Source organism: Stenotrophomonas sp. RIT309 (assembly GCF_000632045.1).
Taxonomy (GTDB): Bacteria; Pseudomonadota; Gammaproteobacteria; order Xanthomonadales; family Xanthomonadaceae; genus Stenotrophomonas; species Stenotrophomonas indicatrix.
Genome location: NZ_JFYS01000019.1, coordinates 17,742 through 31,085, shown reverse-complemented (window position 1 = coordinate 31,085; position 13,344 = coordinate 17,742). Strand labels below are relative to the sequence as shown.

At 67.5% G+C, this 13,344-nt stretch carries 12 protein-coding genes; 7 read left to right on the top strand and 5 right to left on the bottom strand.

Annotated elements, in window-relative coordinates:
* Positions 1-122: 122 nt before the first annotated feature.
* Positions 123-1,706 (top strand): propionate catabolism operon regulatory protein PrpR, encoded by a 1,584-nt coding sequence (prpR, locus tag BW38_RS08785; protein ID WP_032976601.1) that lies wholly within the window; start codon positions 123-125, stop codon positions 1,704-1,706.
* 145 nt (positions 1,707-1,851) lie between these two features.
* Here the strand turns inward: prpR and BW38_RS08790 are convergent, their stop codons facing one another.
* The 3 genes from BW38_RS08790 to pdxH all read right to left on the bottom strand — a co-directional run bounded on the left by BW38_RS08790 (position 1,852) and on the right by pdxH (position 3,459).
* Positions 1,852-2,316: a DoxX family protein gene (locus BW38_RS08790; protein ID WP_032976600.1), complete on the bottom strand. Its 465-nt coding sequence runs from the start codon at positions 2,314-2,316 to the stop codon at positions 1,852-1,854.
* A 186-nt stretch (positions 2,317-2,502) separates the two neighbouring features.
* Entirely contained in the window at positions 2,503-2,850 is a 348-nt protein-coding gene (locus BW38_RS08795; RefSeq protein ID WP_032976599.1) for a hypothetical protein, read from the bottom strand.
* 9 nt (positions 2,851-2,859) lie between these two features.
* Positions 2,860-3,459 (bottom strand): pyridoxamine 5'-phosphate oxidase, encoded by a 600-nt coding sequence (gene pdxH / locus BW38_RS08800; protein WP_032976598.1) that lies wholly within the window; start codon positions 3,457-3,459, stop codon positions 2,860-2,862.
* A gap of 40 nt (positions 3,460-3,499) precedes the next feature.
* Between pdxH and BW38_RS08805 the strand changes: the two genes are divergently transcribed.
* Positions 3,500-4,327 carry a kinase gene (locus BW38_RS08805; protein WP_032976597.1) on the top strand — a complete coding sequence of 276 codons (828 nt, stop codon included), beginning with the start codon at positions 3,500-3,502 and terminating at the stop codon, positions 4,325-4,327.
* A 6-nt stretch (positions 4,328-4,333) separates the two neighbouring features.
* On the opposite strand, the gene BW38_RS08810 is transcribed toward BW38_RS08805, so the two are convergent.
* Entirely contained in the window at positions 4,334-4,537 is a 204-nt protein-coding gene (locus tag BW38_RS08810) for a dodecin family protein (RefSeq protein WP_025876997.1), read from the bottom strand.
* 98 nt (positions 4,538-4,635) lie between these two features.
* Here BW38_RS08810 and BW38_RS08815 point away from each other — a divergent pair, with 98 nt between their 5' ends.
* The 5 genes from BW38_RS08815 to mdtD all read left to right on the top strand — a co-directional run bounded on the left by BW38_RS08815 (position 4,636) and on the right by mdtD (position 9,267).
* Positions 4,636-5,178 carry a shikimate kinase gene (locus BW38_RS08815; RefSeq protein WP_032976596.1) on the top strand — a complete coding sequence of 181 codons (543 nt, stop codon included), beginning with the start codon at positions 4,636-4,638 and terminating at the stop codon, positions 5,176-5,178.
* Positions 5,175-6,287, top strand: a complete 1,113-nt coding sequence (gene aroB / locus BW38_RS08820; RefSeq protein WP_032976595.1) for a 3-dehydroquinate synthase — start codon at positions 5,175-5,177, stop codon at positions 6,285-6,287. The genes BW38_RS08815 and aroB overlap by 4 nt, the downstream gene beginning before the upstream one ends.
* Positions 6,288-6,415: 128 nt before the next feature.
* Complete coding sequence (locus tag BW38_RS08825; protein WP_025876992.1) at positions 6,416-6,655, top strand: WGR domain-containing protein; 240 nt, start codon at positions 6,416-6,418, stop codon at positions 6,653-6,655.
* A gap of 28 nt (positions 6,656-6,683) precedes the next feature.
* Complete coding sequence (hemE, locus tag BW38_RS08830) at positions 6,684-7,766, top strand: uroporphyrinogen decarboxylase (RefSeq protein WP_032951968.1); 1,083 nt, start codon at positions 6,684-6,686, stop codon at positions 7,764-7,766.
* A 91-nt stretch (positions 7,767-7,857) separates the two neighbouring features.
* On the top strand, positions 7,858-9,267 hold the full coding sequence (mdtD, locus tag BW38_RS08835; RefSeq protein WP_025876990.1) for a multidrug transporter subunit MdtD: 1,410 nt from the start codon (positions 7,858-7,860) through the stop codon (positions 9,265-9,267).
* A gap of 463 nt (positions 9,268-9,730) precedes the next feature.
* Here mdtD and BW38_RS08840 read toward each other — a convergent pair whose 3' ends face one another.
* Positions 9,731-13,261 (bottom strand): hybrid sensor histidine kinase/response regulator, encoded by a 3,531-nt coding sequence (locus tag BW38_RS08840; protein WP_032976594.1) that lies wholly within the window; start codon positions 13,259-13,261, stop codon positions 9,731-9,733.
* Positions 13,262-13,344: the final 83 nt, after the last annotated feature.

The following is a 13,344-nucleotide window of genomic DNA, read 5'->3' as shown; positions in this document are numbered from 1 at the left end:
AGCGCAAACACCATGCCAACCTGCAAGCGGTTGATTTCACGGGGATGACCGGCCCGCAAAACTGAAACATATGAAACACTGAAACAGATGTATCATGAAACATCGCCTCCCGGTATCCGTGCATGTACCTGCCCCGCTCGCCCCTGCGCCACGCCGATGCCGACCCCGGCCGCCCGGTGATCTGGACGGTCAGCGTCTCGCGCCTGACCGGCCTGCTGGGCGATGTCATTCCCGAATTCGACCGCCGCGCGCGCATCGAGCAGATCAACCTGGGCTTCGAGGAGGCCGTGGAAGTGATCGGCCAGCGCCTGCGCCGCGAGCACTGCGACGTGGTGATTGCCGGCGGCTCAAACGCAGCCTGGCTGCGCGGTCGTCTGGACCTGCCGCTGGTACCGATCCACGCCAATGGCTTCGACCTGATGGAAGCGCTGGCGCGCGCCCGCCGCATCGCCCCACGCATCGGCCTGGTCACCCATGCCAGCGACGTGCCGGTGTTCAGCAGCTTCCAGCAGAGCTTCGGCCTGGACATCGAGCACCGCCGCTTCGTCACCCGCGAAGATGCCCGCGACTGCATCGCCGACCTGCGCGCCAACGGTATCGAAGTGATCGTCGGCACCGGCATGGCCATCGACCATGCCGAACAGGCCGGACTGCCCGGCGTGCTGCTGTACTCGGCTGATTCGGTGCGGCAGGCGTTCGAGCATGCGCTGGAGCTGACCCAGGCCATGGCTCGCTCCGGCGGCAGCCGGCCTGCTCCGCGCCGCCGCACCGCCGCACGCAACGATGCGCATGCCCTGCTCGGCGACAGCAATGCGATGGCCGACGTGCGCGCACAGATCGCGCTGTACGCCCCGCACGACAGCACCGTACTGGTTACCGGCGAGACCGGCACCGGCAAGGAACTGGTTGCACGCCAGCTGCACGCCGCCAGCGGTCGTCGCGGTCGCTTCGTTGCGCTGAACTGCGGTGCGATCAGCGAATCACTGCTGGAAGCGGAGCTGTTCGGCTACAGCGACGGCGCCTTCACCGGTGCGCGTCGCGGGGGGCGCGTCGGCCTGGTCGAGGCAGCCGATGGCGGCACGTTGTTCCTGGACGAGATCGGTGAACTGCCGCTGCCGCTGCAGACCCGCCTGCTGCGGGTGCTGGAAGAACGCGAAGTGCTGCGCGTGGGCGCCACCGAACCGACCCCGGTCGACCTGCGCGTGGTTGCCGCCACCCTGCAATCGCTGGAGCAGCGCGCGGCGGCTGGCAGCTTCCGTCGCGACCTGTACTACCGGCTGGCCGCGCTGCGCATCGCACTGCCCACTCTGCGTGCACGTCGAGGCGATATCCCGCTGCTGACCACGCACTTCTTCCGCGAACTGCGCGGCATCGATGCACCGCTGGATGCAGAAGCGCTGACCCTGCTCAGCGCTGCCGACTGGCCAGGCAACGTACGTGAACTGCGCAATCTGGTGGATAGGCTGCGCATCCACTGGCAGCCGGGTGAGGGGCTGATCGATGCAGCGCGCCTGCTGCAGCTGGCGCCGGAGCTGGTGAACGAAGGCGCCGCCACACTGCCAGTGGAAAACAACGGCAAGCGCCCGCCGCGTGCGCAGCTGCAAGCGCTGCTGCAGGAACACCGCAATGACCGCGAAGGCATGGCGCAGGCACTGGGTGTGTCACGCACCACGCTGTGGCGATGGCTGCGCGCGGAGGGGCTGTAACGTCCTGCCGTCTGGGTGGTGCAGAACCGATGCAAGGCAGGGCGCGAACCGCCGATGTCTGTTGAGGGCAGACCGATGCCTGGTGGGCGCGAACCTTGGTTCGCACCGCTTTTTCCCAAGTACCCCATCCACGCATGGCGTGGATCTACTGGAGCGCCGCGCGCGCTTCGATGGCGAACCGTCCACTGCCCACGGCCGCAACCCATAGCAGCAGCACGCCCAGCGGCACTTCGCTCAGGTAAAAGAACCAGCTCAGCCAATCCGGTACGCTCAGCCCCGCAGGGATACGCGCGATGCCATCGGTCAGCGCCGCCACCGCGCAGATCGCCGCCAGCAGCAGTGCCGATGGGCGGCTGAGCAGGCCCAGTACAAGCAGTCCACCTGCGATCCATTCAATGCCGCCGAGCACCGGCGCACCGACTACTGGAAATGGAATGCCCACATCGATCAGCGTGTGCACCATGCGCTCGCGCCCGGCGTCGGTGAATACCTTGTTCCAGCCCGATACGCAGAACATCACCCCGGCGACGACACGGGCGAGCAGCAACAGGAGCGCTTCCACGCCCTGGCGCGGCGGTGGCACGGTAAACAGGCAACGCCAGGAGGGCATGGCGACTCCGGATTTCGAGGGCATCGGTCGGAGTGTGCCGTTTGCTGGCCTGCTCGCACATGAAGCTGGCCGGTCCGTTCGCGACAAAAGGCTCTCGCAGTGGTACGCGTTGGAACAATGGCAGTCGTACAGGCTCGACCCTACGATGCAGGTGTACCGACCTTTCCATCCACGCATGGCGTGGATCTACCCGGCCAGCAGCAGCTCGATCTCTTCCACCTGCACCACCGGCACCTGCCACGGGTGATGCGGCACGATGCCGTGCTCGAGGATGCGCTGTAGCCGCTGCGGATCGCGCGGCAGGCAGAACTCCAGCCGCACGCTGTCGACCACCTCGGTCTGCCCCGCCTCGCCCTGCGTGGGGATCGCACCCACGCGTGGCCGGAACTGTTCGAACCCCGGCGCGGACCACCACAGGCCGTGCTCGTAATCGCCGGCCGCCAGTGCATCCACCGAAAGGATGCCCTGCTTCACCGCCTCCAGGGCAGGCACCGGCACGAACACCACCACGCGATACAGCGGCACGCGTTGCATCACGGTGCCTTACGGGTACAACAAGCGCTTGCTCCAGCGACCTTCGACACCCGCTTCATAGCACCAGCGCTCGTGCAGGCGGAACTGCGCGCCGTACCAGAACTCGATGCGGTCAGGCACCACCCGCAGACCACTCCAACCGTCCGGGCGCGGCACGTCCTTGCCCTCGAAGCGCGCCTCGACCTCGGCCACGCGCGCGTCGAACTCGTCGCGCGAGTTCAACGTCTTCGACTGCAGCGACGCCCACGCGCCGATCTGGCTCATGCGCGGACGGCTGGCGAAATAGGCATCGGCCTCGGCATCGGCCACCTGCTCAACGCGGCCCTCGATGCGCACCTGGATGCCGGCCTCGCGCAGGCTGCGCCACAGGAACAGCAGCGCCGCCTGCGGATTGGCCTGCAGCTCGTTACCCTTGTGGCTGTCCAGGTGGGTGTAGAACACGAAGCCGCGCTCATCGAACGCCTTCAACAGCACGGTGCGCGCCGATGGCCGGCCCTGCACATCGGCGGTCGCCACGGTCATCGCATTGGGCTCGACTTCGCGGCTCTGTTTCGCTTCTTCGAAAAGGGCGGCAAAGGTCGACAGGGCTTCGGCGTACAGGTCGCTCATGACAGCATTCTTCTCACACGGTTTGGGCTATTGTGGCGGCATGGTCGCCGCTGCGTACATGCCCCAGGTGAAAGGATTCCCCGAAACAATGGTCGAGCAGGCGCTGGATGACGCGCTGGGCAGCAGCACAGCCGTTCCAGTATTGGCGATCAGCGGCCTGCAGGGGAGCGGCAAATCGACGCTGGCCTCGCAGGTGGTTGCCCGTGCCCAGGCGCGTGGCCTGAACGCCGCAACGCTGTCCATCGACGATGTCTACCTGACCCGCGCACAACGCCAGCGCCTGGCCCGGCAGGTGCATCCGTTGTTGATCACCCGTGGCCCACCTGGCACCCACGACCTGCCGCTGGCACATGCGGTACTGGACGCAGTGGCCGCACGACAGCCCCTGGCCCTGCCCCGCTTCGACAAGCTGGCCGACGAGCGCCTGCCCGAAGCGCAGTGGCCGCAGCTGCAAACGCCGCTGGACCTGCTGGTGTTCGAGGGCTGGTTCCTGGGCACCCCGGCGCAGGACGATGCCGAACTGGATGTCCCGCTCAACGCCCTGGAGCGCGAGGCGGATGCCGATGGCCGCTGGCGGCGCTGGTGCAACCAGGCGCTGGCCCGCGACTATCCGGCGCTGTGGCAGCGTTGCGACCGCTTGTGGTTCCTGCAACCTCCTGATTTTTCGGTGGTGCCACGTTGGCGCTGGCAGCAGGAGCAGAACCTGCAGGCGGCCCAGCCGGGGCGCCACGGAATGAACCGACCCCAGCTGGAGCGCTTCGTGCAGTACTACGAGCGGGTAAGCCGGCAGGCGTTGCGTGCGCTGCCGGCCATTGCCGACCGGGTAGTGGCGCTGGATGCCCAGCGCCAGGTGCAAGGGCTGCGCTGAGCAGCCTCACTCCACCAGGAAGGTGACCCGCAGATTCACCCGCCATTCGGTGATCTCACCGTTGCCGTCGGTGACCACCTTGGTCTCGTTGATCCAGGCGCCCTGGATGCCCTTGACCGTCCCGGACACCTTCTTCAAACCGCTGCGCACTGCGTCCTCCACGCTCTTGGGCGAGGACGCATTGATTTCGATGACCTTGGCAACCGACATGGCAGGCACTCCATCAGGCGCGGGATACCCCGCAGGAACCTCCACCCTGACGTGAAGAACGTAAAGGCCAAGGCACGGAGGTGTTAGCATCAGAGGGCATGAATCCCGCTCCGAACCTGATCCTGATCGGCCCGATGGGTGCCGGTAAAACCTGCATCGGCCGCCGCCTCGCCGAGCGCTTCACGCTGGACTTCGTCGACGTCGACCAGGCCATCGTCGATGCGACCGGGGCCAGCATCCCCACGATCTTCGAGCATTCCGGCGAAGCCGGTTTCCGCGCCCATGAGCGCCAGGCGCTGGCGCAGGTGCTGGCCGGCCGTGGCCAGCTGGTGTCCACCGGCGGCGGTGCCGTGCTTGACCCGGACAATCGCGCCCTGATCGCCAAGCGAGGCTTTGTCGTCTACCTGCGGGTCAGCGTCGCAGCCCAGCTGGAGCGTCTGTCACGCGACAAGGCCCGGCCACTGCTGCAGCGGCCGGACCGCGAACAGGTGCTGCATGATCTGGCCGCGCATCGCGACCCGCTGTATCGCGACCTCGCCGATGTCACTCTTGATACCGACCCGTTTACCGCCGCCGATGCCACTGCCCAGCTTGTTGTCAAGCTGGCCACGCACTGGCAGCGACAGGACCCCACTGCATGACCTCCCCTGCCCTGCTGCAGGTCGCCGTTGGCGGCGACCGTCCCTATTCCATCACCATCGGTGCCGGCGCCCAGGCCGATGGCGCCGCATTGGCCAGCCATGTGCGTGGCCGCCATGTCTTGCTGGTCAGCGACACCGAGGTTGCGCCACGCTATCTGGATGCCGTCAAGCAAACTTTGCTGGCCGCACGCCCGGACCTGATCCTGAGTGAGCATGTGCTGGCCGCCGGCGAAGCCTCCAAGACCCTGGCCGAGTTCGGCTCGGTCATCGAGGCGCTGGCCGCACTCGGCGCGACCCGCGATGCCTGCGTGTTCGCCCTAGGTGGTGGTGTGGTCGGCGACCTCGCCGGCTTTGCCGCGGCCTGCTGGATGCGCGGCGTCGACTGCGTGCAGCTGCCAACCACGCTGCTGGCGATGGTCGACTCCTCGGTGGGCGGCAAGACCGCCGTGGATATCCCGGCCGGCAAGAACCTGGTCGGTGCGTTCCACCCGCCCCGTGCGGTGATCGCCGACACCCGCGTGCTGGCCACCCTGCCGCCGCGTGAACTGCGCGCAGGCCTGGCCGAAGTGGTCAAGTACGGCGCGCTGGGCGATGCGGTGTTCTTCGAGTGGCTGCAGCAGCATGCCGACGCACTGGTGGCCGGCGAAGACGCGGTCATCGCCGAGGCCATCGCCCGCAGCTGCCGGCACAAGGCCGCCATCGTCGAGCGCGATCCCTTCGAGAAGGGCGAGCGAGCCCTGCTCAACCTGGGACACACCTTCGGCCACGCGATCGAAACCGAACAGGGCTACTCGGCACCGGGGCGTGATGCGCTGAACCACGGTGAGGCCGTAGCGGTGGGCATGGTGCTGGCGGCACGCCTCTCCACCCACCTGGGCCTGGCCGACGACGCCGACCGGGTGCGCCTGCAGGCGCTGCTTGAACAGCTTGGCCTGCCGGTGGCAATCCCCGCCGGGCTGGACCCGCAGGCCCTGCTCGGCCGCATGCGCCTGGACAAGAAGAACGTGGCCGGTCGCCTGCGCCTGGTGCTGTGGCGTGGCATGGGCCGCGCCGAAGTCGTACCGGACGTGGATGAAGCGGCGGTACTGAAGGTGCTGGGCGCAGGCTGACCGCTTCCGCGTTCGCCGGGCATGCCCCGGCGCTACCTGGGAGGTTTCATGAGGTTGCCGGCCAGCGGCCGGCATTACCGGATCAGCGTTGCGGCAGGGCTCACCTCGCCCCCGCTACAATCGGTGCCATGCACGTCCACCTGCAACAACCCGCCGACGGTGCCCAGGCACCGCGCTTCCTGCGCCTGACCCTGGTCCCGGACCTGTTCGGCGGCTGGGAACTGCTGCGTGAATCCGGCCGCGTCGGCGCCCGCTCGCAGCTGCGGCGCGAGCTGTACCTGACGGCCGACGAAGCCCGCCACGCCTACGACAAGGCCCGCGATGCCGAACTGCATCGGGGCTTCCAGATTCTTTCGCACGGCGACTGACTGCGCCGCTGCTCTTTTCGCCCAAGGAATGCCCACTGTGACCAGCCCTCTCCGCAACGATCGCCTGCTGCGCGCCCTGCGCCGCGAACCGGTGGACTGCACCCCTGTCTGGCTGATGCGCCAGGCCGGCCGCTACCTGCCGGAATATCGCGCCACCCGGGCCAAGGCCGGCAGCTTCCTGGCCATGGCCAAGAACCCGGAGATCGCCTGCGAAGTCACCCTGCAGCCGCTGCGTCGCTTCCCGCTGGACGCGGCCATCCTGTTCTCGGACATCCTCACCATTCCCGATGCAATGGGCCTGGAGCTGTACTTCGTCGAAGGCGAAGGCCCGAAGTTCCGCCACCCGGTACGCGATGAAGCGGCCATCGCCAGGCTGGCGGTGCCGGACATGGAGCAGGATCTGGGCTATGTGATGGACGCGGTGCGCCTGATCCGCCGCGAACTGGATGGCCAGGTGCCGCTGATCGGTTTCTCGGGCAGCCCGTGGACGTTGGCCTGCTACATGGTCGAAGGCGGCGGCAGCAAGGATTTCGCGCGCATCAAGGCGATGGCGCTGAACCATCCGCAGGCCCTGCACCGCCTGCTGGAGGTAACCACCGACGCGGTGATTGCCTACCTCGGCGCGCAGCGCGCGGCCGGTGCGCAGGCCCTGCAGGTGTTCGACACATGGGGCGGCGTGCTGTCGCCGGCAATGTACCGCGAGTTCTCGCTGCGCTATCTGCAGCGCATCGCCGAAGGCCTGGAGCGCGGCGAAGGCAGCGAGCGCACGCCGCTGATCCTGTTCGGCAAGGGCACCGGCCTGCACCTGGAAGCGCTGTCGCAGACCGGCGCCGATGCGCTCGGCCTGGACTGGACGCTGGACCTGGACGAAGCGCTGCGCCGCACCGGTGGCCGCGTAGCGCTGCAGGGCAACCTGGATCCGACCACGTTGTATGCCTCGCCTGATGCGATCGCCGCGGCGGCCGCACGCGTGCTCGATACCTATGCCGCCGGCAACGGTGGTTCACGCGAGGGCCATGTGTTCAACCTCGGCCACGGCATGTCGCCGGACATGGACCCGGCCCATGTACAGGTGCTGGTCGACGCAGTGCACGCACACAGCCAACGCTGAGCATCGCGCAGGCAATCACGGCGCGATGTTGATCGCGCCGTGACCCGCAGTGCGCGATCATGGCGCCCCCACGTTGCACCGGCCACGCCCCATGTCCACAGCGCCATCGACCTACACCCGCCAGCGTCCCCTGCTGTGGCTGGTTTCGCTGGCGATCTTCATGCAGATGCTGGACTCGACCATCGTCAACACCGCCTTGCCGGCGATGGCGGCCAGCCTTGGCGAAAGCCCCCTGCAGATGCAGTCGGTGGTCTTCAGCTACGCGCTGGCAGTGGCCACCTTCATTCCCGCCTCCGGCTGGATCGCCGACCGCTACGGAACCCGACGCACCTTCCTGGTGGCGATCATCCTGTTCACCCTAGGCTCGCTGGCCTGCGCGATGGCGCAGCAGCTGCACCAGCTGGTGGCCGCGCGCGTACTGCAGGGCATCGGCGGCGCGATGCTGCTGCCGGTCGGGCGCCTGGCGGTGATGCGCTCGGTGCCACGCGAGGACTTCCTGCGTGCGATGAGCTTCATCGCCATTCCCGCACTGGTGGGTCCGCTGATCGGCCCCACGCTGGGTGGTTGGCTGGTCGAGATCGCCTCGTGGCACTGGGTGTTCCTGATCAACCTGCCGATCGGCGTCATCGGCTTCATCGCGGCGATGAAGATCATGCCCGACCACTACGCCAGCCACCGCACCCGGTTCGACCTTCGCGGCTACGCCATGCTGGCCTTTGCGATGGTGGTGCTGTCGCTGGCACTGGATGGGATTTCCGGGCTCGGTACACCTCACGCGCTGGTGATGCTGATGACCGTGGCCGGCCTGGCCGCGCTGGTCGGTTACTGGCTGCACGCGGCAAATTCAACGGCACCGCTGTTCTCACTTGCACTGTTCCGCGTGCCCAGCTACCGCATCGGCATTCTCGGCAACCTGTTCTCGCGCATCGGCAGCAGTGCCATGCCGATGCTGATTCCGCTGCTGCTGCAGGTCGGCCTTGGCCTCGGGCCGATGAACGCCGGCCTGATGATGGTGCCGGTGGCCGCCGCAGGCATGGTGTCGAAGAAGCTGGCGGTGAAACTGGTTGAACGCTACGGCTATCGCCGCGTGCTGATGACCAACACCGTGCTGGTCGGCCTGGCGATGGCCAGCTTCATCCTGATGACACCGGGCCAGCACCTTGCCGTGCGCCTGCTGCAGCTGGCGTTCTTCGGTGCGGTCAATTCGCTGCAGTTCACCGTGATGAACACCGTCACCCTGCGCGACCTCGACCGCGAGTTCGCCAGTTCCGGCAACAGCCTGCTGTCGATGGTGATGATGCTCGCCGCCGGCTTCGGTGCAGCCGCCGCAGGCAGCCTGCTGGCCGCATTCGGCACGCAGCTGGAAGGCCACGGCGCCACGGCTGCGCTGCACGCCACGTTCCTGTGCGTGGGCGCGATCACGCTCACGTCGACGCTGATCTTCTGGCAGTTGCCCGACACCAAGCCCGAGCCGCGCCAGGTAGAAGAAGTAGCGGAGTAGAGGGTTCGGCAGGGCTGCGCCCTGCACCTGCAGAGGCCGAAGCAAGGGCGACGGCAACAGCAACAGCAGGTATTCCGTGGGATGGCGGGGCGGTGTCGGATTTCCGCGATCTGCAGTAGATCCACGCCATGCGTGGATGAATCTCCATTGGAAATCGAATATCTCGAAAAGCATCCACGCGTGGCGTGGATCTACTGGTCGACCAAGGTCGACACCTGCCAACAGCAACACAGAACGCGGTTCCGACAGATCGCGAAAATCTGTCGAAGGCGGGGTGGGTCCGGTTGCGGGGGCGTGAGCCGCATGGATGCGGCGACCGAGCTTACATGGGCGTACTTGCAGCGTCCCCCGCCACCGGACCCACCCCGCCATCCCACGGAATGCCAGCTTTTGCTTTTGCTTTTGCTTTTGCTTTTGCTTTGCCGTTGATTAGGCGGGTGCAGGGCGCAGCCCTGCCTAACCCCTACCGCCCCAGCACGCGGGCGATCGCTTCCACCAGCAGCTCACCGGTCACCGGCTTGCGCAGGAAACCACCGATGCCGGCCGCTTCCACCTGCTGCTGCAGGTCCGGGTCGGTGCGTGCGGTCACCGCCAGCAGCGGCAACGTGTAACCTTGGTTGCGCAGATGCTGGGCCAGTTCGAAACCGCTCAGGCCCGGCAGATCCAGATCGAGCAGGCCGACATCGAAATCACCCGCGCTGATTTCACGCAGCGCGGCCAGTGCGTGGGCCGCGTGAACCACCTCATGGCCACGGGTGGTCAGCAGCCCACACATCACATCGGCCACGGTCGCATCGTCCTCCACCAGCAACACCCGCAGCGGCGGCATGTTGACCGCAGCAGCGGCGGCGTCACTGTCGGCACCTCCGTCGCTGGCCGCCCCCTGCTGCAGCGGCAACGGCAGGCTGACACCGAAGCAGGTACCGCTGCCCAGCTGGCTTTCCACCCGGATCCGGCCCTGCATGGCCAGTGCCAGCTCGCGGCAGATCGCCAGGCCCAGGCCGCTGCCGCCGTACTGCGCTGCGGTGCGCGCACCGTCGGCCTGCTCGAAGCGCCGGAACAACCGTTGCTGCTGCTCCTGGCTGATGCCCGGACCAGTATCACGCACCTCGAAATACAGCCCACGCGGCCCTTCCTCGCAACGCGCATGCAGCGTGATGCTGCCGCGGCTGGTGAACTTGACCGCGTTGGACAGCAGGTTGAGCAGGATCTGCCGCACCCGCATCGCATCGCCGGTCGCCTGCAGCCCCGCCGGCAACTGGTTGTCGAGGATGAACCGCAGGCCCTTCTGTGCAGCCAGTGGCCCCATCAGCGCGGCCAGGTCCTGCAGCAGGCGATTGAGACCGAACGCGTTGGACTGCAGTTCCAGGCGCCCCGATTCGATCCGCGCCAGGTCCAGCGCATCGTTGACCAGGTGCAGCAGATGCTCGCCCGCATGCCGGATCGACTGGGTATAGCCGCGTTGCTGCGGATCCAGCGGCGAGGCCAGCAGCAGTTCACTCATGCCCAGCACCCCGGTCATCGGCGTGCGGATTTCATGGCCGAGATTGGCAAGGAAGCGCGTCTTGGCCGCCGATGCGTGCTCGGCCAGATCCTGCTTGTGCAGGGCGAGCTGGTAGGCGTGCTGGCGCTGCAGCCGGCGCCGGTACAACCAGGCGAACCAGCTGGTCAGCAGCAACCCGATCGAGGCCAGCACCAGCAGGCCGGACAAGCTGCGCCACCACGGCGGCTGCACATGGAATTCCAGGGTCTGCACCCGCGACCACACGTGGTCGGCCGAGCGCGCCTGCACTTCCAGCCGGTAGGCGCCGGGTGGCAGGCGGGAGAACAGGCGCTCGCCTGCCGGGCCCACCTCGACCCAATCCGGGTCGTAGCCGGCCAACCGGTAGCGGTAGGTGTTGGAAGCCGAATCGGCGAAGGACAACAGGCGCGCGACGATACGCAGGTCGCGGTCACCATCGGCGATCTGCAGCGGCGAGTCATGGGTCAGGTCCAGCAACTGCTCGTTGCGGCGCACCTCCACCCGCTCGATCACCAGCGGCGCACGGCGGGTGGAAGGCCGCACCTGCTCGGGATCGAACACCACCACACCGGCGGGGGTACCTGCCACCATGCGCCCCGCCGAGGAGGCGATCAGGGTGTGTTCGCGGAACTCCTGGCTGGGCAGCCCATCGTGCACCCCGTACAGGCGTACGCTCTCGCCATCGGCACTCACCCGCACCAGGCCGCGGGCGCTGGTGGCCCACGCCACGCCCTGCGCGTCGACCACCAGGCCGGTAGCGGAAATCGCCGGATAGCCCTGCTCGGCGCCCACTACCGCCTGCCGTTCCAGCCGGCCCTGGCTCCAGAGATACCGCGACAGGCGACCATCCTCGGACAACCAGACCTGGCCGTCCTTGCCCACATGCAGGGCGTACACCGCAGTGGCCGGCGCACCGGGCACCGGCTGGAAGCGCTGCGCATCCGGTTGCCATTGCAGCAGGCCGCGGCTGCTGGCCAGCCAGATCCGGTCCTGCGGGCCGCATTCCACGTCAAGATTGAGCTGACCGGCCTGCAGACCGTCCTGGCCGTTTTCCAGCCGCCGGCGCACGTGCCCGTCCAGATCACGCTGCTGCAGCCCCGATGACAGCATCAACCACAGGCTGTCGCCATCGCAGGTCATCATCGCCTCGATGTTGCCTTCCATGGTCGCGTCCGCGCCCGAGTCCCGCCCCCAGCGCCGCAGCTCGCCACGACGCGGGTCGTAGCGCATCAGGGCGTCGGTCGAGCCCACCCACACCTGGCCCTGCCGGTCTTCGCGCACCGAGGTCAGCCAGTGCATGCCGTTGACGAAGGTGCGGTGCTGCTCGATCACGCCCGTGCGCGGATTGAAGCGGTCCAGCGCGCCATGGCTGCCGACCGTCCACACCCCGCCATTGCTGGAGGGGCTGGTACCGAGCACATAGGAATTGCGCAGCGAGGACGGATCATCCTCCAGCCGCGAAAACACCGAGAACTGCCACCAGCGCGGAAGCAGGTGCCACAGGCCGGCATTGGTACTGGCCAGCCAGATGCCGCCTTCGCGGTCCTCATAGGCACCGGTCCAGTTCGGCCGCACCAGGCCACGGGCGATGGCGCTGTACAGCGGCACGGTCTGGTAGCGGCCATCGATGCCCCGGCCCAGGCCGCTGCGCGTATCCAGCCAGTGCCCGCCCTGCTCGTCGCGCAGCATCATGCCCAGCACCTGGTCGCCGGCCGGCAATGTCCAGGGAACGGATTCGAAACGGCCATCCGGGCGCCGCACCGTGGCCCCGGCCAGCGTGCTGATCCAGAGGCTGCCGTCGGGTTCTGCGGTCAGTCCATTGATCAGCAGGCTGGGCACCAGGTCGCCGCCGATGCGTTCGAAATCGGTACCGGTCCAGCGCGCCACGCCATGCTTGGTGCCGACCCACAGGCTGCCATCGGCAAGCGTGGCCAGGTAGGGCACCGACGCGGCCGGCAGACTGCGCGGGTTGTTCGCTTCGGGCAGGAACCGCTGCAGACGGTCATTGCTGTCCAGCCGGTACAGGCCGCCCTCGTGGGTGCCGAACCAGATCGCGCCATCCGGTGTCGCAGCCAGGCTCCAGACGGTGTTGCTGCCCATCAGCGGCTGGCTGCTGCGATCGTAGAAGCGCAGCTGGCGGCGATCGGCCGACATCCGCACCAGGCCGGCATTTTCGGTGCCGATCCACAGCTCGTTGCGGGCATCGACCAACACGCTCCAGATGCGGTTGTCGCGCAGGCCGTCTTCGGAACGCCAGATGCGGTAGTTGCGCCCGTCGTACCGGGCCAGGCCATCGTTGGTGGCAATCCACAGGTAGCCGTAGCGGTCCTCGGCCATGCGGTTGACGGTGTTGGACGGCAGCCCATCGAACACGGTGACCTGGCGCGGCGAAGGTGGCACCGGCTGCGCGGCAGCGGGCACCAGGCAGCACAGCAGCAGCATCAGCAGCGTCACTGCCCGCAGATACACCACCGATGGCCTCCTCACGCTGCTGTTGATGATGCCCACGCCGTGGGCGTCGGCATGGTAAACCGAAAGTTGCGCGATTCACGCCG